The sequence below is a fragment of the Stenotrophomonas sp. genome, from assembly GCF_031995405.1.
Lineage (GTDB): Bacteria > Pseudomonadota > Gammaproteobacteria > Xanthomonadales > Xanthomonadaceae > Stenotrophomonas.
The window spans coordinates 1-21,728 of the sequence record NZ_DAMAGC010000008.1 but is presented as its reverse complement, the minus strand read 5'-3'; the positions used below and the strand labels follow the sequence as shown (position 1 = coordinate 21,728).

General features: G+C 66.3%; 24 protein-coding genes and 1 pseudogene. 17 read left to right on the top strand and 8 right to left on the bottom strand.

Translation table 11 applies throughout. The features are described from left to right. Window positions 1-117 precede the first annotated feature (117 nt). The gene (locus RTO53_RS02515; protein WP_312236310.1) at window positions 118-627 is read left to right on the top strand and encodes a pyridoxamine 5'-phosphate oxidase family protein; all 510 of its coding nucleotides are present in this window, start codon (window positions 118-120) and stop codon (window positions 625-627) included. A 51-nt stretch (window positions 628-678) separates the two neighbouring features. On the opposite strand, the gene RTO53_RS02510 is transcribed toward RTO53_RS02515, so the two are convergent. Together RTO53_RS02510 and RTO53_RS02505 are read right to left on the bottom strand one after the other, a co-directional pair. Beyond that, the gene (locus RTO53_RS02510) at window positions 679-1,335 is read right to left on the bottom strand and encodes an exopolysaccharide biosynthesis protein (protein WP_312236309.1); all 657 of its coding nucleotides are present in this window, start codon (window positions 1,333-1,335) and stop codon (window positions 679-681) included. Then, entirely contained in the window at window positions 1,319-2,629 is a 1,311-nt protein-coding gene (locus RTO53_RS02505; RefSeq protein WP_312236308.1) for a hemolysin family protein, read from the bottom strand. Before RTO53_RS02505 ends, RTO53_RS02510 begins: the two co-directional genes overlap by 17 nt. A 282-nt stretch (window positions 2,630-2,911) precedes the next feature. On the opposite strand from RTO53_RS02505, the gene RTO53_RS02500 reads away from it, so the two are divergent. Beyond that, entirely contained in the window at window positions 2,912-3,538 is a 627-nt protein-coding gene (locus RTO53_RS02500) for a DUF47 family protein (RefSeq protein WP_312236307.1), read from the top strand. A gap of 13 nt (window positions 3,539-3,551) precedes the next feature. Then, window positions 3,552-4,673 carry an inorganic phosphate transporter gene (locus RTO53_RS02495; RefSeq protein ID WP_312236306.1) on the top strand — a complete coding sequence of 374 codons (1,122 nt, stop codon included), beginning with the start codon at window positions 3,552-3,554 and terminating at the stop codon, window positions 4,671-4,673. Between the two features lie 814 nt (window positions 4,674-5,487). Here RTO53_RS02495 and RTO53_RS02490 read toward each other — a convergent pair. From RTO53_RS02490 to parE, 3 genes and pseudogenes are all read right to left on the bottom strand, one after another. After that, a pseudogene (locus RTO53_RS02490) lies at window positions 5,488-6,049 on the bottom strand (GNAT family protein). A gap of 5 nt (window positions 6,050-6,054) precedes the next feature. Continuing rightward, a complete protein-coding gene (locus tag RTO53_RS02485) occupies window positions 6,055-6,513 on the bottom strand; it encodes a GNAT family N-acetyltransferase (RefSeq protein WP_312236305.1) in 459 nt (152 codons plus the stop codon). 137 nt (window positions 6,514-6,650) lie between these two features. Beyond that, on the bottom strand, window positions 6,651-8,540 hold the full coding sequence (parE, locus tag RTO53_RS02480; RefSeq protein ID WP_312236304.1) for a DNA topoisomerase IV subunit B: 1,890 nt from the start codon (window positions 8,538-8,540) through the stop codon (window positions 6,651-6,653). A 163-nt stretch (window positions 8,541-8,703) separates the two neighbouring features. Here parE and RTO53_RS02475 point away from each other — a divergent pair, with 163 nt between their 5' ends. The 8 genes from RTO53_RS02475 (at window position 8,704) to truD (ending at window position 15,431) form a co-directional block, all read left to right on the top strand. Next, the gene (locus tag RTO53_RS02475) at window positions 8,704-8,943 is read left to right on the top strand and encodes a hypothetical protein (RefSeq protein ID WP_312236303.1); all 240 of its coding nucleotides are present in this window, start codon (window positions 8,704-8,706) and stop codon (window positions 8,941-8,943) included. A 381-nt stretch (window positions 8,944-9,324) separates the two neighbouring features. Then, window positions 9,325-10,989, top strand: a complete 1,665-nt coding sequence (locus RTO53_RS02470) for a CTP synthase (protein WP_312236302.1) — start codon at window positions 9,325-9,327, stop codon at window positions 10,987-10,989. Window positions 10,990-11,026: 37 nt separating this feature from the next. Next, window positions 11,027-11,380 (top strand): hypothetical protein, encoded by a 354-nt coding sequence (locus RTO53_RS02465; protein ID WP_312236301.1) that lies wholly within the window; start codon window positions 11,027-11,029, stop codon window positions 11,378-11,380. A gap of 137 nt (window positions 11,381-11,517) precedes the next feature. Beyond that, window positions 11,518-12,804: a phosphopyruvate hydratase gene (eno, locus tag RTO53_RS02460; protein ID WP_312236300.1), complete on the top strand. Its 1,287-nt coding sequence runs from the start codon at window positions 11,518-11,520 to the stop codon at window positions 12,802-12,804. 5 nt (window positions 12,805-12,809) lie between these two features. Next, window positions 12,810-13,160, top strand: a complete 351-nt coding sequence (ftsB, locus tag RTO53_RS02455) for a cell division protein FtsB (protein ID WP_312236299.1) — start codon at window positions 12,810-12,812, stop codon at window positions 13,158-13,160. Beyond that, complete coding sequence (ispD, locus tag RTO53_RS02450; protein WP_312236349.1) at window positions 13,157-13,855, top strand: 2-C-methyl-D-erythritol 4-phosphate cytidylyltransferase; 699 nt, start codon at window positions 13,157-13,159, stop codon at window positions 13,853-13,855. Before ftsB ends, ispD begins: the two co-directional genes overlap by 4 nt. Window positions 13,856-13,890: 35 nt before the next feature. Continuing rightward, on the top strand, window positions 13,891-14,388 hold the full coding sequence (gene ispF / locus RTO53_RS02445) for a 2-C-methyl-D-erythritol 2,4-cyclodiphosphate synthase (RefSeq protein ID WP_312236298.1): 498 nt from the start codon (window positions 13,891-13,893) through the stop codon (window positions 14,386-14,388). Further along, on the top strand, window positions 14,385-15,431 hold the full coding sequence (truD, locus tag RTO53_RS02440; RefSeq protein WP_312236297.1) for a tRNA pseudouridine(13) synthase TruD: 1,047 nt from the start codon (window positions 14,385-14,387) through the stop codon (window positions 15,429-15,431). The genes ispF and truD overlap by 4 nt, the downstream gene beginning before the upstream one ends. 169 nt (window positions 15,432-15,600) lie before the next feature. On the opposite strand, the gene RTO53_RS02435 is transcribed toward truD, so the two are convergent. Further along, a complete protein-coding gene (locus tag RTO53_RS02435) occupies window positions 15,601-16,140 on the bottom strand; it encodes a Smr/MutS family protein (protein WP_312236296.1) in 540 nt (179 codons plus the stop codon). Between the two features lie 188 nt (window positions 16,141-16,328). Here RTO53_RS02435 and surE point away from each other — a divergent pair, with 188 nt between their 5' ends. From surE to RTO53_RS02415, 4 genes are read left to right on the top strand one after another with little or no spacing between them, the layout of a single operon-like run. Beyond that, window positions 16,329-17,108 (top strand): 5'/3'-nucleotidase SurE, encoded by a 780-nt coding sequence (gene surE, locus RTO53_RS02430; RefSeq protein WP_312236348.1) that lies wholly within the window; start codon window positions 16,329-16,331, stop codon window positions 17,106-17,108. After that, entirely contained in the window at window positions 17,105-17,782 is a 678-nt protein-coding gene (locus RTO53_RS02425; protein WP_312236295.1) for a protein-L-isoaspartate(D-aspartate) O-methyltransferase, read from the top strand. Before surE ends, RTO53_RS02425 begins: the two co-directional genes overlap by 4 nt. A 19-nt stretch (window positions 17,783-17,801) precedes the next feature. Then, on the top strand, window positions 17,802-18,416 hold the full coding sequence (locus RTO53_RS02420; protein WP_312236294.1) for a DedA family protein: 615 nt from the start codon (window positions 17,802-17,804) through the stop codon (window positions 18,414-18,416). Beyond that, window positions 18,413-19,192: a peptidoglycan DD-metalloendopeptidase family protein gene (locus RTO53_RS02415; RefSeq protein ID WP_312236293.1), complete on the top strand. Its 780-nt coding sequence runs from the start codon at window positions 18,413-18,415 to the stop codon at window positions 19,190-19,192. Before RTO53_RS02420 ends, RTO53_RS02415 begins: the two co-directional genes overlap by 4 nt. Window positions 19,193-19,333: 141 nt before the next feature. Here RTO53_RS02415 and RTO53_RS02410 read toward each other — a convergent pair whose 3' ends face one another. Together RTO53_RS02410 and yhbY are read right to left on the bottom strand one after the other, a co-directional pair. Next, window positions 19,334-19,708, bottom strand: coding sequence for an Mth938-like domain-containing protein (locus tag RTO53_RS02410; protein WP_312236292.1), 375 nt, complete (start codon window positions 19,706-19,708; stop codon window positions 19,334-19,336). A gap of 15 nt (window positions 19,709-19,723) precedes the next feature. After that, a complete protein-coding gene (gene yhbY, locus RTO53_RS02405) occupies window positions 19,724-20,029 on the bottom strand; it encodes a ribosome assembly RNA-binding protein YhbY (protein ID WP_256774123.1) in 306 nt (101 codons plus the stop codon). A gap of 65 nt (window positions 20,030-20,094) precedes the next feature. Between yhbY and rlmE the strand changes: the two genes are divergently transcribed. Continuing rightward, a complete protein-coding gene (gene rlmE, locus RTO53_RS02400; protein WP_312236291.1) occupies window positions 20,095-20,727 on the top strand; it encodes a 23S rRNA (uridine(2552)-2'-O)-methyltransferase RlmE in 633 nt (210 codons plus the stop codon). Window positions 20,728-20,780: 53 nt separating this feature from the next. Continuing rightward, window positions 20,781-21,728, top strand: a 948-nt coding sequence (locus tag RTO53_RS02395; protein WP_312236290.1) for an ATP-dependent metallopeptidase FtsH/Yme1/Tma family protein, incomplete at its 3' end; no start/stop codon positions are given.

The window sequence follows — 21,728 nt, the reverse complement described above, 5'->3', positions numbered from 1 at the left end:
GCCGCGCATGGCGTGGCTGCACCGGCGCACGATGCGAAGGTGGCGTGACCCTGCGATTCACGCGGCCGTGGCTGCCGATCGGATGTGATGGTGGTTCCCGTTGCAAGGAGTCACCCCATGGCAGAGCTCGATCGCCAACAGCACATCAAACAACTCGCCGGCATGATCCGCGATGTCGACATCGCCATGTTCACTACGGTCGGCGTCGACGGGCGTCTGTACAGCCGCCCGCTCGGCACCCAGGAAGTCGAATTCGACGGTGACCTGTGGTTCGCCACGGAAGCCGACAGCCCCAAGGTCGCCGAACTGGCGCTCAATCCGCGCGTCAACGTGTCCTATTCCTCGCCGTCGGGCAACACGTACGTGTCCGTCTCCGGCACCGCGCGCGTGGTGGATGACCGCGCGAAGATCGAGGAACTGTGGTCGCCGGCGATGAAGCTGTTCTTCCCGGGCGGCAAGGACGATCCCAACCTGCGCCTGATCCACGTCAGCGCCGAATCGGCCGAATACTGGGATGGCCCGGGCGGCTTGCTGGGCAAGGCGCTGTATTTCGTGTTGTCGGCGGTGACCGATGATCCCGGTACCTTGTCCGATACGGGCACCGTGGATCTCAAGCCCGGGGCGTAACGTCCCGGCGGCCGAGGTGCAGCCGACCCACGGTCGGCTCCACCCGGCGCATCAGAACCAGCGCTGGAACTGCTCCACCGTGTAGCTCAGCAACTGGCCCGAGCTGAATCCGAAGAACAGCACGGCGGCGACCGCGCCGATCCAGTTGAACAGCATCAACATCCCATCGCGTTCGAGCAGTGCCAGCGCGAACAGCAGCAGCTGGAAGCCGAACAGATAGTTGGTGAAGGGAATCGGCAGCGACAGCAGCACCGCCACCAGGATCAACAGCAGTCCGGTGAACGCATGCGCCGGATACGGCACCACCAAGGCCGGCATGCGCGGCTTCAGCAGCCGGTCCAGGCGCCGCAGCGGCTTGTCGATACGCGCCAGGAAGCGGTGCATGGTGCCGCGCCTGGGCCCACGGCGGGCGATGAATTTGGGCAGCCACGGCCGACGCAGGCCGAACAGCATCTGCGCACCGATCAACAGGATCAGCGGACCGCTCACGGCGCCGGCCACGCCGGGAACGGGAATGAACGCCGGCAGGATCGCCACGAACAGGAACACCCCGAACGCGCTCTCCTGCAGGTCCTGGAGGATGGTGCCCAGCAGCAGCCGTGCCTGCGGGTCACCGTGATCGAACATCGCAAGCAGCGTGCGGATACCCTCGTTGCGGTATTCGCCCCGTCCCGGTTCTGGCGTATGCGGATCAGCCGGTGAGTTCATCGGCCTCTTCTTCGGACAGCGTGCGCAGCAGCAGTTTGTCCACGCGCGCACCGTCCAGGTCCACAATCTCGATGCGCCAGCCGGCCCAGTCGAAGTACTCGCCCGCGTGCGGAATGCGCCCGAAGTAATGGATGCACATGCCGGCCAGGGTGTAGTAGTCGCCGTCCTCGGCGTCGGGCAACTCGGCGTTGCCCATCAGCTCGCGCAGGTCCTCGATCGACAGCGAGCCATCGACCAGGAACGAGCCGTCTTCGCGCATGACCACCAGCGCGTCCTCGTCCACGTTTTCCACCGACTGCAGGCGTCCGACGACCGCGCCCATCAGGTCGCTGATTGTCACCAGGCCCTGGATTTCACCGTACTCGTCCACCACCAGCGCCATCGACTGCTGTTCCTCGCGGAAGATCTCCAGCAGTTTCATCGCATGGGTGGACTCGGACACGTACAGCGGCTCACGCAGGTTCTGGAACAGCGAATGGTCATCGCGCACCAGTCGGGTGACCAGGCTCTTGACCTCGAGCACGCCGACGATGTCCTGGTCGTTGTCGCGATACACCGGGTAACGCGAGAACTCGTTCTCGCGCATGGTGGCGATGTTCTTCTCCGGATCGGCCACGGTGTCCAGCCAGGCGATCCGGTTGCGCGGGGTCATCAGGCTGTCGGCGGTGCGGTCGCCCAGGCGCATCACCCGGTTCATCATGTCGCGCTCGTGCGCGTCGATCACGCCGGCCTCGTGGCTCTCGGCCACCAGCATGCGGATCTCTTCTTCGGTCACCGACGCGGCCTCATCCTTGCCCAGGCCCAGCACGCGCAGTACCAGCCGGGTGCTGTGCGAGAGCAGCCAGACCGCCGGGAAGGCGATCCGTGAGAGCCAGCCCATCGGCCAGGCAACCAGGCCGGCGATGTCCTCCGAGCGGGTGATCGCCAGCCGCTTGGGCACCAGTTCGCCGAAGATCAGCGTCAGGAAGGTGATCAGGGCCACCGCCAGCGCCTTGCCCACTTCCCCCGAGTAGGCGAAGGCCGGGAACATCCCGTGCAGCCACGTCGCGATGGCCAGGCCGATCGCCTCGCCTCCGAACACACCGGTCAGGATGCCGATCAGGGTGATCCCGATCTGGACCGTGGAGAGGAAGCTTTCCGGCTTTTCAGAGAGTTCCAGGGCGCGTTCGGCGCGCTTGCTGGTGCTGGCCATCTGCTTGAGACGGCTCTTGCGCGAGGTCATGACCGACATCTCGGACATGGCGAAGAAGCCGTTGAGCAGGATCAAGGCCAGGACAATAATCAGTTCAAACACGGGCGTCGTCCCCGGTTGGTGGCAGGGAGGGCGTGTTCAAGCGATGTCGGCTACCGGAGGGCGCGTAAGCGCGGCGGTGCGGCGGGGGGTAAGGGTCGTCGTCCATAGAGTGCGCCCGAAGGCGCCCGCGCATCTTAACAAAAGGCCGGGGCAGGGGAGCAACCAGAGTCGTTCAGACTGGGCCATTCCAGCGTGAAGATGACGGGGAGTACCCGGATTGGACATCAAACCGTCATAATTCCGCCCGGTGCCGTCCTTCCTCGACGGCGAATAGGTTTCTCAATGTTCTCTCTGCAGACCATTTTCGGCTCCGGCAAACAGTTCTACACCCTGCTGGACGAGGCTGCCCAGGCCGCCCAGGACAGCGCCAAGGCGCTGCACGCGATGCTCCGCGACGCCGACCGCCAGCCTGCGCTGGACGCCTTCAAGCTGGCCCGCCTGCGCGAACGCGCCGCCTCGGACAAGATCAGCCAGGCGCTGGTGGACAGCTTCATGACCCCGATCGAGCGCGAGGACATCGAAGCGCTGGGCTCGGCGCTGTACAAGATTCCCAAGCAGGTCGAGAAGTTCGCCGACCGCTATTCGCTGGCCACCAAGCACCTGGAGCACATCGATTTCGCGCCGCGCGCGGCGATGCTCGAGCAGGCCGCCAGCGTGGTGGTGGAGATGGTCAACGACCTGCGCCACATGAACCTGGACCGGATGACCGCGCTCAACGAGCGGCTGCGCTCGCTGGAGAACGAGGCCGACCGGCTGATGCTGGAGCTGTACCGCGACATCTACTCCGGCCGCCTGGACAACCTGCAGATGTTCCTGCTCAAGGAGTTCTTCGAGATCCTGGAAAAGGCCATCGACCGTTGCCGCGAGGCCGGTGTGGTGGCCTACCAGATCGTGCTGAAGAACAGCTGACGGACGCCACAGCATGCTGACCCTTGTCCTGGTGGTGATCCTGGCCGCGCTCGTTTTCGAGTTCATCAACGGCTTCCACGACACCGCCAACTCCATCGCCACCGTGGTGGCGACCAAAGTGCTCTCGCCCGGCTGGGCGGTGATGCTCGCCGCTTTCATGAACCTCATCGGCGCGCTCACCGGCACCGCCGTGGCGCTGACCATCGCTTCGGGCCTGCTCAACACCAACGTGGTCGATGTGACCCCGCAGGTGATCCTGTGCGCGCTGCTGGGCGGCATCATCTGGAACCTGATCACGTGGTGGAAGGGGCTGCCGTCGTCGTCCTCGCACGCCCTGATCGGTGGCCTGTGCGGCGCCGGCCTGGCCGCGGCCCACAACAACTGGGATGCGCTGATCTGGTCCGAACGCATCGGCACCTGGGCCCAGAACAAGGGTCTGCTGTGGAAGGTGTTCCTGCCGATGATCACCTCGCCGATCGCCGGCTTCGTGCTCGGCATTCTGGTGATGCTGCTGCTGTGGGCGATCATCGCCGGCATGGCCAAGGCCGGTGGCTGGCTGGGGCGCCTGGCGCGTCCGCGCATCGTCAATGCGTTCTTCGGCAAGGCGCAGATCGCCTCGGCGGCCTACATGGGCTTTGCCCACGGCCACAACGATGCGCAGAAGACGATGGGCATCATCGCCATGACGCTGATCGGTGCGGAGGCGACCGGTGCGCTGAACGACCTGCCGTCGTGGCTGGCCTTCATGCACCCCGATGCCAGCAGCGGTGACGGTATCGCGATGTGGATCGTGCTGACCTGTGCGGTGGTGATGGCGGCCGGTACCGCCTCGGGCGGCTGGAAGATCATCAAGACGCTGGGCCACAAGATGGTGAAGCTGCACCCGATCCACGGCTTCGCCGCGGAGACGAGTTCGGCCACGATCCTGACCCTGGCTGCGCACTTCGGCATGCCGGTCTCGACGACGCACAGCATCTCGACCGCGATCATGGGCGTGGGCTACGCGAAGAACCCGCGTTCGCTGCGTTTCGGCGTGATCGAGCGCATCGTCTGGGCCTGGATCCTGACCATTCCGGCCGCCGGCGGCTGTGCGTATCTGATCCTGCGCCTGTTCGAGCTGTTCGGCTGGGCGTGAGCCGCGTTGAACCGGTCGTGCCGGGCGTGCTTGGCTGCAACAAAAAACCCGCCGGGCGGCGGGTTTTTTTTGGTTCTTCCGCCAGGGCACAGGGAGGCGTGTCGTTGCAACCGCCGCAGTAGAGGGCCCGCGGCGATGCGAATGTGGCTGGTTTGTCCGAGGGCGGCGTGGTGTCTTCGCTTGAGTCCGTCGCGAGCGTGAGGGGCCCGTCGCGACCGGTAGGTCCCTGGCGTAGTGTCTCCCGGTACATACAGCCAGACACTTGGACACCGTCGCCAGTTGAACTGGACACCGCCACCAAACAAACTGGACAGTGGCGCCAAATGAACTGGATAGCCGCACCATAGTGGACACCACCTCCCCACGAGACCAGCCCAAACTTTCCAATCGTGCCCTGCGCTGCCCATCGGCATTCCAAGGCAATCGGCACTCCAAGGCGCTGCCTCCCAAGCGGGTCAGAACCTCGCTGGAGCAGGAGCAACTGTCGTACAGAAAGACCTGGAGAAGAAGAAATGAGTTCCATGATGAAAGGTTTCCTAGGGATTCAGCTTCTGGCTGCGTTCTTTGGCCTTTCGTACTTTGCAGTTCTCACGTACCGCCACCACCCGGACGCTATCCATATTGCGCTGCGGATTTGGGGCTACTTCGCGGTGATCTTTCTATTCCTTCCTCTGTTTCTTGCGCTGAAGCAGTGGTGGGAAAGTTCGCATCGAAGGCGATAGGCGCGCACTCTTTCGTGATTTCGTTTGCACCAAACCACAAGCCGCCCAATGGGCGGCTTGTGGTTTTTTGGCGGTGGCTCGGTGCTACCCCCTCAGCGGGCGCGTTCGCGTGCCAGCAACCCGTACAACGCCGAATCGGAGAGCTCGCCAGCTACGCACCAGCGTTCGTGCAGCAGGCCTTCGCGCTGGAATCCGATGCGCTCCAGCACTTTGGCAGACGGTGTGTTGCGCGGGTCGATCTCCGCTTCCAGCCGGCGCAGGCCGCGGGCATCGAACAGGTAGTCGACCAGACACTGCAGCGCCTCGTGCATGTAGCCCTTGCCCTGTGCCTGCGGGGCGAGGTTGTAGCCGATCTCGGCGCGCCCGGAGGCCTCGTCGATGCCGAACACCACGCAGATGCCCAGCAACGGTCCGTCGGCCTGCTCGCGGATGCCGAGCTTGAGCTGGATGCCCTCGTCCATCGCGGCCAGGTCGTCGAGGATCTGCGCGTAGGCCTGCTTCAATTCCGTCCAGGCCGCATGGTTCCAGTAGCGCATCACGGCCGGGTCGGACTGGATGGCAAACAGCGCGGCACCGTCGCTGGCGCGGATCGGGCTCAGCACCAGTCGCGCGCTGTGCAGTTGCAGGGTCGAATCGAAGTGCATGGGAGTCCAGTGGGATCAGGAGGTGGGCGCCACGGTGCCCGACAGTGTCATGTGCAGCAGCGGATAGGGGTTGCCCTGGCCGTCCAGCGGCGAGCGGCCGGTAATCTGGAAGCCGTGATGCTGGTAGAAGCCCAGCGCCTGCGGATTCTGCTCGTTGACGTCCAGCGCGGTCGCACCAAGCTGTTCGATTGCATGGTGCAGCAGGCGTTTGCCGATGCCGCCGCCACGACGCGACGGGGCGATGAACAACATTTCGATCCTGCCCTCGGCAACCCCGACGAAGCCCTCGATCTGCCCGTGCGCGTCGCATTGCACGTGCAGGTCCACCGCCGCCAGGTACACCTCGCGGATCAGTGGACGCAGCGTAGCGATCGCCTGCTCGGGCAGGAAGTCATGGGTGGCGCGCACCGACGCTTCCCACACGGTGGCGATGGCGTCGTAGTCGTCGGGCAAGGCCGGGCGGATGCTATCCATGTGAAGCTCCAGATGCGAAATCTCCCCGATTATCGCGCGCTACTGGCGGCTATGACCGTGCGGCCGTCGGGAGCGAGGCGGCAGTACGAAAAAGCCCGCCGGGATGGCGGGCTTTTTCTGCAGCGGTCAGGCGATTCTCAAACTTCCAGCGATGCCAGATCGCCCTTGTTCTCCAGCCACTGCTTGCGGTCAGAGGCGCGCTTCTTGGCCAGCAGCATGTCCATCAGCGAATGGGTCTGCTCGCCATCGTCGATGGTCAACTGCACCAGCCGACGCGTATCGGGATGGATGGTCGATTCGCGCAGCTGCGGCGGGTTCATTTCGCCCAGGCCCTTGAAGCGCGTGACGCTGACCGTGCCCTTGATCTTCTCGCGCTCGATCTTGTCCAGCATCGTGCGCTTCTCTTCCTCGTCCAGGGCGTAGAACACCTGCTTGCCCACGTCGATGCGGAACAGCGGCGGCATCGCCACGAACACATGGCCGGCATCGACCAGCGCGGGGAAGTGCTTGAGGAACAGCGCCGTCAGCAGCGTCGCGATATGCAGGCCGTCCGAGTCGGCGTCGGCCAGGATCACCACCTTGCCGTAGCGCAGCCCGGTGATGTCGTCCTTGCCCGGATCGCAGCCGATCGCAATGGCCAGGTTGTGCACTTCCTCCGACGCCAGCACGCTGCCCGAGGAAACTTCCCAGGTGTTCAGGATCTTGCCGCGCAGCGGCATGATCGCCTGGAAGTCCTTGTCGCGGGCCTGCTTGGCACTGCCGCCGGCCGAGTCGCCTTCGACCAGGAACAGCTCGGTGCGCGAGAGATCCTGGCTGATGCAGTCGGCCAGCTTGCCGGGCAGGGCGGGGCCCTGGGTGACCTTCTTGCGGGTCACCAGCTTTTCGGTCTTCAGGCGCGCGCTGGCGCGCTCGATGGCCAGCTGGGCGATCTTCTCGCCGGTCTCCACGTTCTGGTTGAGCAGCAGGCTGAAGGCATCGTGCGCGGCGCCTTCGACGAAACCGGCAGCCTGGCGCGAGGACAGGCGCTCCTTGGTCTGGCCGCTGAACTGCGGGTCGGTCATCTTCAGCGACAGCACGAACGACACGCGGTCCCACACATCTTCCGGGGCCAGCTTGACGCCGCGCGGCAGCAGGTTGCGGAAGTCGCAGAACTCGCGCAGCGCTTCGGTCAGGCCGGTGCGCAGGCCATTGGCGTGGGTGCCGTGCTGGGCGGTCGGGATCAGGTTGACGTAGCTCTCCTGGACCAGCTCACCCTCGGGGATCCAGGCCAGGGCCCAGTCCACGATCTCGTTTTCCTTCTTGAGGTGACCCACGAACAGGTCGGCCGGCAGCATTTCGCGCTCGCCGAGTTCGGCCTTGAGGTAATCGCTCAGGCCGTCTTCGTAGTACCAGCTGTCCTGCTCGTCGGTGGCTTCGTCGCGCAGCTTGACGGTCAGCCCCGGGCACAGCACGGCCTTGGCGCGCAGCAGATGGCGCAGCGCACGCAGGTTGTACTTGGGTGTATCGAAATACTTCGGGTCGGCCCAGAAGCGCACGCGGGTACCGGTGTTCTTCTTGCCGACGCTGCCGACCACTTCCAGCGGGGTGGCGCGATCGCCATTGCGGAAGGTGATGCGGTGTTCGCTGCCGTCGCGCTTGATATGCACCTCGACCAGGGTCGACAGCGCATTGACCACGCTGACGCCCACGCCATGCAGGCCGCCGGAGAAGGTGTAGTTCTTGTTGTTGAACTTGCCGCCCGCGTGCAGGCGGGTCAGGATCAGTTCGACGCCGGGGATCTTCTCCTCGGGGTGGATGTCCACGGGCATGCCACGGCCGTCATCGCTGACCTCGCAGCTGCCATCCTTGTACAGGGTGACCTCGACCGTACGGGCATGCCCGGCCAGGGCTTCGTCGACGGCATTGTCGATGACTTCCTGCGCCAGGTGGTTCGGGCGCGCGGTGTCGGTGTACATGCCGGGGCGGCGCTTGACCGGGTCCAGGCCGGACAGGACTTCAATATCGGCGGCGTTATAGCGGGCGTTCATCTGTCTTCATAAAGCGCAAAGCGACGGCGAAGTTTGCGGTCTGGACGGTTTTTTTGCACGCCGCACGTTCAGGGCCCGGCCGACCAGGGTTCGATAGACTGTGCCTGGTGGAATCCGTCACCCGGAATCCCCAACCCAAGCCGAGACCGCGAGGAGCCATCCCATGAAGAAGTTGCTGACCATCGTTGCCATTGCCGCCGCCGTCCTGGCCGTGCCGCTGGCTATGGCGCAGAACGCCGGACAGGGCCAGCCCACGCCGCAGCAGGGCGAGCAGGCCGACAAGGCGCAGTCCGAGGCCGATGCCAAGGCCAAGCGCCGCGCCCAGGCGACCGCCGAGATGAAAGCCCGGGGCGAGCAGGCCCCGCAGAAGGAAGAAGAGGAAGAGGCGAAGAAGAAGCGCTGACCCCTTCCCGCGCCGTCCTGGACGCCCCGGCACTGCCGGGGCGTCTTTTTTTTGTGAAGGCCGCATGCCAGCGCTTGGGCTTGAGGCCTTCAATCTGTAAACTAGCGCTTTCCGGGAGCAGTACGTGTCATCCATCAGCGAATGGACTGGCCTGATCGTGCGCGATCGCCAGCAGGGTAGGCAGGAGGTGACGGTCCATTCAGCGACCGGCACGGCCAACCCGACCTCGCCGACCGGCCGCTTTGCTGCTCCCTCGATCCCGTCCCCGGCGCGTGTGTCCCCCGCAGCCGGCGGCCCGATTGCCCCCCATTTCCCCTTTGCGTCGTCCGTCGCCCTGCGCGCCGGCGTCGTTTCCCCCTTCCTGACAGGACACCCCCAGCCATGACTCCCTTGATCTTCGTAACCGGCGGCGTAGTGTCCTCGCTCGGCAAAGGCATTGCCGCCGCGTCACTCGCCTCCATCCTTGAAGCCCGTGGCCTGCGCGTCACGATGATGAAGCTCGATCCGTACATCAACGTCGACCCGGGCACCATGAGCCCGTTCCAGCACGGCGAGGTCTACGTCACCGACGACGGCGCCGAGACCGACCTGGACCTGGGCCACTACGAGCGCTTCGTGCGCACCCGCCTGAGCCGCAAGAACTCGGTCACCACCGGGCGCATCTACGAGAACGTGATCCGCAAGGAGCGTCGCGGCGATTACCTCGGCGCCACCGTGCAGGTCATCCCGCACATCACCGATGAAATCCGCCGCTGCATGGACGAGGCCACCGAAGGTTTCGACGTGGCGCTGGTGGAAATCGGCGGCACCGTGGGCGATATCGAATCGTTGCCGTTCCTGGAAGCCATCCGCCAGGTCCGCACCGAGCGTGGCCCGGAGATGGCGCTGTTCATGCACCTGACCCTGGTGCCGTACATCGCCGCGGCCGGTGAGTTGAAGACCAAGCCGACCCAGCACTCGGTCAAGGAACTGCGCTCGATCGGCATCCAGCCGGACGTGCTGCTGTGCCGTTCCGAGCAGGTCGTGCCGGATTCGGAGCGCCGCAAGATCGCCCAGTTCACCAACGTTTCCGAGCGCGCGGTGATCAGCGTGCCGGACGTGGACGTGCTCTACCGCATCCCGATGGGCCTGCACGCGCAGGGCCTGGACGAGATCGTCATCAACCAGCTCAAGCTGGGCGACAAGGCCGGCCCGGTCGATCTGTCCGAGTGGGAAGCGGCGGTGGACGCCACGCTGCACCCGCTGGACGAGGTCACCATCGCGGTGGTCGGCAAGTACGTGGACCACCAGGATGCCTACAAGTCGGTCGGCGAGGCGCTCAAGCACGGCGGCCTGCGCCAGCGCACCAAGGTCAACCTGAAGTGGCTGGAAGCACAGGAGCTGGAAGGCACCGACATGGCCGCGCTGAAGGATGTCGACGGCATCCTGGTGCCGGGCGGTTTCGGCGACCGTGGTTTCGAAGGCAAGGTGCTGACCTCGCAGTTCGCCCGTGAGCAGAACGTGCCGTACTTCGGCATCTGCTACGGCATGCAGGCCGCGGTGGTCGATTTCGCCCGTCACGTGGCCAACCTGGACGGTGCCAACAGCACCGAAAACGACCGCCAGTCGCCCAACCCGGTGATCGGCCTGATCACCGAATGGCGCACCGCCACCGGTGATGTGGAAAAGCGCGACGACAAGAGCGATCTCGGCGGCACCATGCGCCTGGGCCTGCAGGAGCAGCGGCTCAAGCCGGGCACCCTGGCCCGCGAGCTGTACGGCAAGGACGTGGTGTCCGAGCGCCATCGCCACCGCTACGAGTTCAACAACCGCTACCGCACCCAGCTGGAAGATGCCGGCCTGGTGATCGCCGGCAAGTCGATGGATGACACGCTGGTGGAAGTGATCGAGCTGCCGCGCGACCGGCACCCGTGGTTCCTGGCCTGCCAGGCGCATCCGGAGTTCCTGTCCACCCCGCGCGAGGGCCACCCGCTGTTCATCGGCTTCATCCGTGCCGCGCGCGAGCGCAAGGCCGGCGGCGCCTTGCCGCAGGCAGCAGGCGTCTGATCGCCGGGTGCAGCGGCCGTCCGTGCGGGCGGCCGGCATGAGCCAGGATCCGTGGGCGGCGCTGGAAGCACGCCGCCAGCGCCGACACTGGCGCGCCTGGCCGTGGGGCTGGGCCGCACTGCTGCTGTCGATCGGGGCCTGGGCCTGCACCTTCATGCTGATGGTGCTGGTGATGGCCAGCTTCGGCATGCCCGGTGACGGCAGCCACGCGATGCAGGCCACCGCGCCGTACCTGTACGCCACGCTCGCGCTGGGCGGGGCAACGCTGCTCGGCGGCCTCGTCGCCAGCGTGCTGGCCATCCGGCTGCGTCGGCAGGCCGTCGGCGGTGGCGCCGCGCTTGCGCTGATGGCGTTGCTGCTGGCCGTTCTGCTGGTGCCCGCGCTGCTCTGAACGCGTGCCTTGGCGTTGGCCGCCGACCGCGCGGCAACGCCGATTTGGCAAGCGGCAGGCGGATGGCGATAATCACGCGGCAGCTTTTCAACGCTACTTTCTGGCGTTTCCCCTTCCTGACTGGTAACCGGCCCGCTATGACCACGATCCGCAGCATCCACGCCCGTGAAATCCTCGACAGCCGTGGCAATCCCACGCTGGAAGCCGAAGTCATCCTCGAGGACGGTTCGTTCGGCCGCGCCGCGGTTCCGTCGGGTGCTTCCACCGGCACCAAGGAAGCGGTGGAACTGCGTGACGGCGACAAGACCCGTTACCTGGGCAAGGGCGTGCGCAACGCCGTGTCCAACGTCAACACCACGATCGCCAACGCGTTGAAGGGCTTCGATGCCGCCGACCAGGAAGGCCTGGACCGTCGCCTGATCGACCTGGATGGCACCGAGAACAAGGGCCGCCTGGGCGCCAATGCACTGCTGGGGGTTTCGCTGGCCAACGCGCACGCCGTGGCCGCCTCGAAGAAGCAGGCGCTGTGGCAGCACCTGGCCAACGGCCGCGACGTGACCCTGCCGGTGCCGATGATGAACATCATCAATGGCGGCGCGCATGCCGACAACAACGTCGATTTCCAGGAATTCATGGTGCTGCCGGTCGGCTTCACCTCATTCTCCGAATCGCTGCGTGCCGGTACCGAAATCTTCCATTCGCTCAAGTCGGTGCTCAAGGGCCACGGCCTGAGCACGGCGGTGGGCGACGAAGGCGGCTTCGCGCCGGACTTCCGCAGCAACGTCGAAGCGCTGGACACCATTCTGGAAGCCATCGGCAAGGCCGGCTACACCGCCGGTGAGGACGTGCTGCTGGGCCTGGACGTGGCCTCCAGCGAGTTCTACGAAAACGGCAAGTACAACCTGGTCGGCGAGAACAAGCGCCTGACCTCCGAGCAGTTCGTCGACTTCCTGGCCGACTGGGCCGCGCAGTACCCGATCATCACCATCGAAGACGGCCTGGCCGAGAACGACTGGGCCGGCTGGAAGCTGATCACCGACCGCATCGGCAACAAGGTGCAGCTGGTGGGCGACGACCTGTTCGTGACCAATCCGAAGATCTTCAAGGAAGGCATCGAGTCCGGCACCGCCAACGCGATCCTGATCAAGGTCAACCAGATCGGCACGCTGACCGAGACCCTGGAAGCGATCGCCATGGCGCACGCGGCCAACTATGCGTCGATCGTCTCGCACCGTTCGGGCGAAACCGAAGACACCACCATCGCCGACATCGCCGTGGCCACCACCGCCACCCAGATCAAGACCGGCTCGCTGTGCCGCAGCGACCGCGTGGCCAAATACAACCAGCTGCTGCGCATCGAAGAAGCCCTCGGTGCCGGTGCGCGTTACGCCGGTCGTGACGCGTTCGTGTCGCTGAAGCGCTGATCCCCATGCGCAACTGGCGCTGGACGCTGCTGTTGCTCGCGCTGCTGCTGGCGTGGCTGCAGTACCGTTTCTGGTTCGGCCCGGGCAATTCAGGGGAAGTGATGACCCTGGAGGCCCAGGTCGCCAACCAGCAGCGCGACAACGCCGGTCTGCAACAGCGCAACGACGCGCTGGCCGCCGAGGTCAAGGACCTCAAGGAAGGCCAGGCCGCGATCGAGGAACGCGCGCGTAGCGAGCTGGGCATGATCAAGCCCGGCGAGAAGTTCTACCGCGTGGTCGAAGATGCCCCGGTCGCGCCCGCGCGCGGACCGGCGGCCCTGGCGCCTCCGGAAGCGCTGCCGCAGGAAGTGCCCTGATGGGCACGGTCTGGGCGGTGGTGCCGGCCGCGGGTCGCGGCACCCGTTTTGGCGGAGAGACACCCAAGCAGTACCTGGTCGCAGGCGACCGGGTCCTGTTGGCGCATACGTTGGAAGCCCTGCTGTCGCACCCGGTGGTCGCCGGGGTGATGGTGGCCATCGCCGAGGGCGACACCGACTGGCCGGGCTGGCAGGCGCTGGCCGACAAGCCGATCCTGACCTGCATCGGCGGCGCCACCCGTGCCGCATCGGTGCTGGCCGGGCTGCAGGCGCTGCCCGAAAGCGTGCGTGCCGATGATTTCGTGCTGGTGCATGACGCCGCACGGCCCAACCTGGCCGCCGCCGATCTGGGCCGGCTGCTGGAAGTGGGGCGCAACGATCCGGTCGGGGCGATCCTGGCCGCGCCGGTGCGCGACACCCTCAAGCGTGCCGGCGATGACGGCGGCATCGATGCCACCGAGCCGCGTGCCCGCCTGTGGCGCGCGCTGACCCCGCAGCTGTTCCGTCGCCACCAGCTGGCACGCGCGCTGCAGGACGCCGCCGATGCCGGCGTGGAGGTCACCGACGACGCCATGGCGATGGAGCGGCAGGGGCTGCGCCCGTTGCTGGTGGAAGGCAGCGAAGACAACTTCAAGGTCACCACGCCGGCCGATCTGTCCCGTTTCGAATTCGAGCTGTCGCGTCGCGGATACTGATTCCGCGTGCGGCGCCACAACCGCAGGTTTTTGCAATGAACACGCCTTCCTTTCCCCCGGTCCGCATCGGACAGGGTTACGACGTCCACGCCTTCGGCGATGGCGACCACATCATGCTCGGCGGCATCCGCGTGCCGCACAGCTGCGGCGTGCTCGCCCATAGCGACGGCGATGTGATCCTGCACGCGCTGTGCGATGCGATGCTCGGTGCGCTGTCGCTGGGCGATATCGGCCAGCACTTCCCGCCCTCGGACATGCGCTGGAAGGATGCCGACAGCAGCCGCTTCCTGGCCCACTGCAACAGCCTGCTGCGCGAGCGCGGCTGGCAGGTGGGCAACACCGACATCACCGTGATCTGCGAGCGTCCCAAGGTGGGGCCGCATGCGCTGGCCATGCGCGAGCGCATTGCCGCCGTGCTGGGTGTCGCGCTCGATGCGGTCAGCGTCAAGGCCACCACCTCGGAGAAGCTGGGCTTCACCGGACGTGGCGAGGGCATCGCCGCGCAGGCCGTCGTGCTGTTGGTGGCGCTGTGATCCCGCTGCCGCTGGCGTTCGGTGCGCCGCTGCTGAGCGCGAAGATCCGCAGCGTTCCGAAAGATTTCCAGGTCGACGAGCTGCCGGCGTTCGAGCCGAGCGGGGAGGGCGAGCACCTGCTGCTGACCCTCCGCAAGCGCGGTGCCAATACCGTGCACGTGGCCAAGGTGCTGGCCCGGTGGGCCGGATTGCCGGACATGGCGGTCAGCTACGCGGGCATGAAGGACCGGCACGCGGTGACCACCCAGCGTTTCAGCGTGCATCTGCCCAAGCGCATCGCTCCGGATCCGGCGCTGCTGGCCTCCGATGAAATCGAGGTGGTCGAATCGACCTGGCACAACCGCAAGCTGCAGCGCGGCGCGCTCGCCGGCAACCGGTTCAAACTGGTGCTGCGCGAGGTGCAGGGCGATGCCAGGGCGATCGACGAGCGGCTGTCGCTGATCGCCGCGCGGGGCCTGCCGAACTGGTTCGGCGAGCAGCGTTTCGGTCGCGACGGGGGCAACGTGCCGGCGGCGCTGGCGATGTTCGGCGGCCGACGCGTGCGCCCGGACCAGCGTTCGCTGCTGTTGTCGGCGGCACGCTCGGCGTTGTTCAACCAGGTGCTGGCCGAACGCGTCGCGCAGGGCAACTGGGACACGCCGCTGGACGGCGAGGTGTGGATGCTCGACGGGAGCCGCAGCGTGTTCGGTCCGGAGCCGTGGACGGATCTGCTGGCCGACCGTCTGGGTCGCTTCGACATCCATCCCAGTGGCCCGTTGTGGGGCGAGGGAGAGCTGCGCAGCACCGGCGCGGCCGCCGATCTGGAGGTGGGCGCGGTATCGGACGAACAATCGCTGACGCTGCGTGCTGGCCTGGAAAGCGCGCGCCTGAAGCAGGAGCGTCGCGCGCTGCGCCTGCGTCCGGCGATGCTGCAGCACACCTGGCTGCAGCCGGATGTCCTCGAACTCAGCTTCGCACTGCCGCCGGGCTGCTACGCCACCGCCGTGCTGCACGAGCTGGGCCCGGTGGAAGACGCGAGCCAGACGGTCCCCACGGCGGATTGATTGCGGCATCAGGCGCGGTAGAGCCACGCCATGCGTGGCTGCTCTCCTATCAGGCAACGCGTGCAGCCACCCATGGGGTGGCTCTACGGTGTTCCGGCACTGCGTGCAGCCACCCATGGGGTGGCTCTACGGTGTTCCGGCGCTGCGTGCAGCTACCCAGCGGGCGGTTTTACCGGTTCGCCAGCAACACCAGTACTGCGCCGGTGCCGCCTTGCCCGGCCGGCGCCGAATGGAAGGCCAGCACGTCGTTGCGCTGGCGCAGCAGGCGGTCGACCAGGTTCTTCAACACCGGCGCGCCGCCATCGGACTGCAGGCCCTTGCCGTGGATGATGCGCACGCAGCCGTAGTCGTGCGCGTGCGCTTCCAGCAGGAACTGGCGCAGCAGGTTTTCCGCCTGCACCACCGTGGCCCCGTGCAGGTCCAGTTCGTCCTGCACCGAATACTGGCCACGCTTGAGCCGTTGGAACATCCGCGCCGGCAGGTTGTCGCGCCGGTAACTGGCGGTGTCGCCGGCTTCCAGCGGGCTGCTGTCGCGCAGCAGGCGCGCGAATTCGCCACGCGCTTCATCCTCGTCACGTTCGGCCATGCGCGCACGCGGCTTCGGCCGCGGTACGGCCGGCGGTGCGGCCGCGGGCTTGCGCAGGGGCTTGACCTCGCCGATTGCCGAGCGGAACAGGGCGGCGGGGTCTTCGTCTTCAGAATGTGACATGCGTACAGCGTAATGCCATGCGATGGCCGCTGCCTACCGTCAGCCGGGGTAGGACGATCTGCCCGCTTGCGGCACAATAGCTGACGCACTTGCGCGGTCGGCGTTCCCCGTACCGGGGAGGGCCGGCCCCGCCAACGCTGGAAAGTGATGGAATCGAAGTCTTGAAAAATCAAGCGGTTAAATCGCAGATGCGGATCCTGGTCAGCAACGACGACGGTGTCGACGCGCCGGGCATCAGGATGCTCGCCTCGGTATTGCGTGACGCCGGTCATGAAGTGACGGTGTTCGCGCCAGACCGTGACCGCTCCGGTGCCAGCAACTCGCTCACCCTGGACCTGCCGATCCGCGTCAAGCGCATCGATCATTACACCTGTTCAGTAGCCGGCACCCCCACCGACTGCGTGCACCTGGCGCTGACCGGCGTGCTCGAGTACGAACCGGACATCGTGGTCTCCGGCATCAACAACGCTGCGAACCTGGGCGATGACGTCATCTATTCCGGCACGGTATCGGCCGCGATGGAAGGACGTTTTCTCGGCCTGCCGGCGGTGGCGATGTCGCTGGTGACGCACAACCACGAGGCACGCAATTTCGAGACCGCTGCGCGCGCCGCGGTGGAGATCGTGACGCGGCTCAAGGCCGATCCGCTGCCCGCCGACACCATTCTCAACGTCAACGTGCCGGACCTGCCGTGGAGTGAGATCCGCGGATTCGAGGTGACCCGGCTGGGCAACCGGCATCGCGCCGAGGGCTGCATCGCCCAGCGCGATCCGCGCGGCAACGAGGTGTACTGGATCGGGCCGGCCGGGCGCGAGCAGGACTCCGGCCCCGGCACCGATTTCCATGCGGTGCGCAACGGTTTCATTTCGATCACCCCGATCCAGGTCGACCTCACCCGCTACCAGGCGCTGGAGAAGGTGGCCAGCTGGGTCGGCGGGCTGACGGCCGCGCTGGATCGCCCGGCATGAGCCAGCGCCTGCGCCTGCAACCCGAAGCCGTCGGCATCGGCATGACCTCCCAGCGCGTGCGCGACCGTCTGGTCGAGCGCCTGCGCGAAGCCGGCATCGTCGACGAGGACACGCTCAACGCGATCCGGGTGGTGCCACGCCACCTGTTCATCGACGAGGCACTGGCCTCACGCGCCTATGAAGACACCGCCCTGCCGATCGGCCACGGCCAGACCATCTCCCAGCCGTGGGTAGTCGCACGGATGACCGAAGCGGTGCTGCGCTCCTCGCCGAAGAAGGTGCTGGAAGTGGGCACCGGTTCGGGCTACCAGGCCGCGATCCTTGGCGCGCTGGGGTTGGAGGTCTATACCGTCGAGCGCATCGGCGACCTGCTGCGCCAGGCGCGCAAGCGTTTCCGTGCGCTGGGCATGAACATCCGCACCAAGCATGACGATGGCCGCGTCGGCTGGGCCGAGCACGGCCCGTTCGATGCGATCGTGGTCACCGCCGCCGCACCGGCGCTGGTCGACGCGCTGGTCGAGCAGCTGGCCATCGGCGGGCGGCTGGTGGCGCCGGTAGGTGGGCCGGGCGCGCAGTCGCTGGTGCAGTTGACCCGTCGCGACGACGGCAGCATCGAGCAGCAGGTACTGGCACCGGTCACGTTCGTACCGCTGCTGTCTGGCATGCTGGATTGATTCACAGGAGCGTGGCGTCATGAAGATCTTTGGTCCGCTGTACGAGCGGGCGATGAAATGGGCCGCGCACGAGCGCGCGCCCACCTATTTGACGGTGCTGAGCTTCATCGAGGCGATCATCTTCCCGGTGATGCCCGAGGTGATGCTGGCACCGATGTGCGTGGCCCAGCCCAAGCGTGGCTGGTGGTTTGCCACGCTGAGCCTGGGCGGTTCCATGGCCGGTGCGCTGGTCGGCTACGCGCTGGGCCATTTCGCCTTCGAGGCGCTCAAGCCGGTGTTCGCCGCGCTCGGCATGCTGTCGAGCATCGAGAGCGGCATCGCCGTGGTGCAGGCGAAGATGGCGGAATCGCCCTGGGCGGTGTTCACCTTCCTGGTGCTGGGCGGCTTCATGCCGATCCCGATGAAGGTCTTCACCTGGGCATCGGGTATCGTCGGCGTGCCGTTGCCGCAGTATTTCCTGAGCATGTTGATCGGTCGGGGCAAGCGCGTGTTCGTGCTGGCCGCGGTCATCCGTATTGGTGGTCCGCGCGCGGAAGCTGCGCTGCGGCGTTGGATTGAACCGCTGGGCTGGATCGCGACCGTGCTGGTCGTGGCGCTGGTCGCCTGGCTAGTCTGGAGGTCGAAGTTCGCATGAGTGCTGATCGTTTGAGCAGGGGGCTGCGTGTTACCGCGCTGGTGTTGGCGGTGTCCACGCTGGGCGCATGCGGGACGGCCACGGTGGTCAAGCCGTCGTCGCCCGGTCGTGGTGGGCATCCGACGCCGCAGGCATCGGTGGCCAAGCCCGGGCAGACCGCGGTCGTGCGCCGTGGCGATACGCTGTACGCGCTGGCACGCATCCACAACATCACCCCGCGTGATCTGGCCGCCTGGAACGGGCTGGCCGAGCCGTACACGATCTATCCGGGGCAGACGCTGAAGCTGTATCCGGGCGGTGCCGCCCCGGGCCGCGCGCCGACCACGGTGGTGACCGCGCCGCGTCCGGGGGGTAGCACCCCCACGCCGGCTCCGACGCCGTCGCCGACCACGGCGATCAAGAGCAACATCAGCTGGCGCTGGCCGGCCGATGGCGCCTTGGTGGGCAAGTTCGTCGGTGCCGATGTGACCAAGCAGGGCGTGGACATCGCCGGCACGAGCGGACAGCCGGTACGGGCGACCGCGCCGGGCGTGGTGGTGTACTCGGGCGCGGGCCTGGTCGGGTTTGGCGAACTGATCATCATCAAGCACAGCGATCAGTGGCTGTCGGCTTACGGCCACAACCGCAAGCGCCTGGTCAACGAAGGCCAGAGCGTCAAGGCCGGCGAGCAGATCGCCGAGATGGGCCGCACCGGCACCACCCGCGACATGCTCCACTTCGAGATCCGCTACAACGGCAAGCCGGTCGACCCGTTGCTGTACCTGCCGCCGAAGTAACCGGGGCAGGGGGCCGCGCGCGGGTTGGGCTGGGCAGCCACCCATGGGGTGGCTCTACCGGGTGGGGGTCGCGCCGATTGGGGTGTGCAGCCACAAAAAAGGCCGCACATGGCGGCCTTTCCTGAACAAAAACGACCGTGTTCAACCCTTCAGGATGAACGCCGCCGCCACCTTGCGGCCTTCGCCGGCGAGGATGTTGAAGGTCCGCGCGGCGGCCGGGTTGTTCATCACTTCCAGTCCGATCCCCCGGGTCAGGCACGCGGCCATCACTGCCGCAGGCGGGAACACCTGGGTGTCGCCGGTTCCCAGCACGACCAGTGCCGGGTTCAGGGCCAGCACCGGCTGCAGGTCTTCCGGGGTCAGGGCGGCAATGTCGGCCACCGGCCACGCTTCGATCAACGTGTCCGGGGTCAGCACGAAGCTGCTGGCCAGGGTGCGGTCATTCACTTTCGCGGTGCGCCCATCGGCGGCACGCAGGGCGTAGGCGTAATCGGGCAGTTCGTGGCTCAGCTGCATCGTCAGGGTCCGGGATCAGCCGCGCGGCAGCACGATCTGGCGGTGTTCCTTGCTCGGGCGGTACAGCACGGCCACATGGCCGATGCGCTGCACCAAGGCACTGCCGGAGGCGGTGGTGAGTTCGGCGATCATGGCGTCGCGGGCGTCACGGTCTTCGGCAGCCACCTTCACCTTGATCAGTTCGTGGCGTTCCAGAACTTCCTCCAGTTCGGCCAGGAAGGCCGGCGTGACCCCCTTGCCGCCGATCTGCAGCAGGGCTTTCAGATCATGGGCATGGCCGCGGAGGAAGCGGGTCTGGGCAGAGGTCAGGGCAATAGACATTCAGGAACAAGCGGTTAACTGGGGCGATCAGGGTATCATGACCACCCGTTCCGGCCCTATTACCAATGGCTTCCCGTAGCAAGAGCAGTCAACGCTGGTTGAAAGAACACTTTTCCGACCCCTTCGTGAAGAAGGCGCAGGCCGAGGGCATGCGCTCGCGCGCGGCCTACAAGCTGGAGGAACTGCTCGAGCGGGACCGGCTGCTGAAGCCGCACATGGTGGTGGTCGACCTTGGCGCCGCTCCCGGCGGCTGGTCCCAGCAGGTGCGGCGCCAGATCGGCGACACCGGCCGGGTGCTGGCGCTGGATATCCTGGAGATGCCGCCGCTGGCCGGCGTGGAGTTCCTTCACGGAGACTTCAGGGAGCAAGCCGTCCTATCGCAGTTTGAAGCCATGCTGGGCGATCAGGCGGTAGACCTTGTGCTCTCGGATATGGCCCCCAATAAAAGTGGTATGGATGCGGTCGACCAACCGCGGATGATGCACCTGGCGGAGCTGGCGATGGATTTTGCCGACAACCATCTCAAGCCGGGTGGCGCGTTCCTGATCAAGCTGTTCCAGGGCGTGGGCTTTGACGACTACGTGCGCGAGATGCGCCGCAGGTACGACAAGGTCGCGATCCGCAAGCCGGAAGCCTCCCGCAAGCGTTCGTCCGAGGTATACGCCCTCGGGCAGGGCAAACGTGCGCAGATCAAGTAAGCTCAACCATACGAATCGCGTCAGGAATTAGAGGAACACCGGAGCCAATGAGGATGAACGACTTGACCAAGAACCTCCTGCTATGGGTGGTCGTCGCCGTGGTGCTGATGGTGGTGTTCCAGAGCTTCTCGCCAAAGAGCAGCGGCGCGGGCGCCCAGGGCGCGACGTATTCGCAGTTCCTGGACCAGGTGGACAGCGGCAACGTCCAGAAGGTGACCTTCGCCGGTGACGTCCGCGGCGGCACCAGCCAGCTCTCCTACACCACCCGTGGCGGCCAGTCGGCCACCATCACCGCGCCCTACGATCGCGACCTGATCAACGTGCTGCGTGGCAAGAACGTGGAAATCGTCCAGGAAGAGCCGTCCAGCGGCATTTCGCTGGGCGCGATCCTGATGAACTTCCTCCCGGTGATCCTCATCATCGGATTCTGGCTGTTCATCATGCGGCAGATGCAGGGCGGCGGTGGCGGCTCCAAGGGCGCCATGTCCTTCGGCAAGTCGCGCGCCAAGCTGCAGGGCGAGGACCAGATCAAGGTCACCTTCGCCGATGTGGCCGGCTGCGACGAGGCCAAGGAAGAGGTCAGCGAGCTGGTCGACTTCCTGCGTGACCCGACCAAGTTCACCAAGCTGGGCGGCAAGATTCCGCGCGGCGTGCTGATGGTCGGCCCGCCCGGTACCGGCAAGACCTTGCTGGCCCGCGCCATCGCCGGCGAGGCCAAGGTGCCGTTCTTCTCGATCTCCGGTTCGGATTTCGTGGAGATGTTCGTCGGCGTCGGCGCCAGCCGCGTCCGCGACATGTTCGAGCAGGCCAAGAAGCAGGCGCCGTGCATCATCTTCATCGACGAAATCGACGCTGTCGGCCGTCATCGCGGTGCCGGCCTGGGCGGCGGTCATGACGAGCGCGAGCAGACCCTGAACCAGCTGCTGGTCGAAATGGACGGTTTCGAAGGAGGCGAGGGCGTGATCGTCATCGCCGCCACCAACCGTCCGGACGTGCTGGAT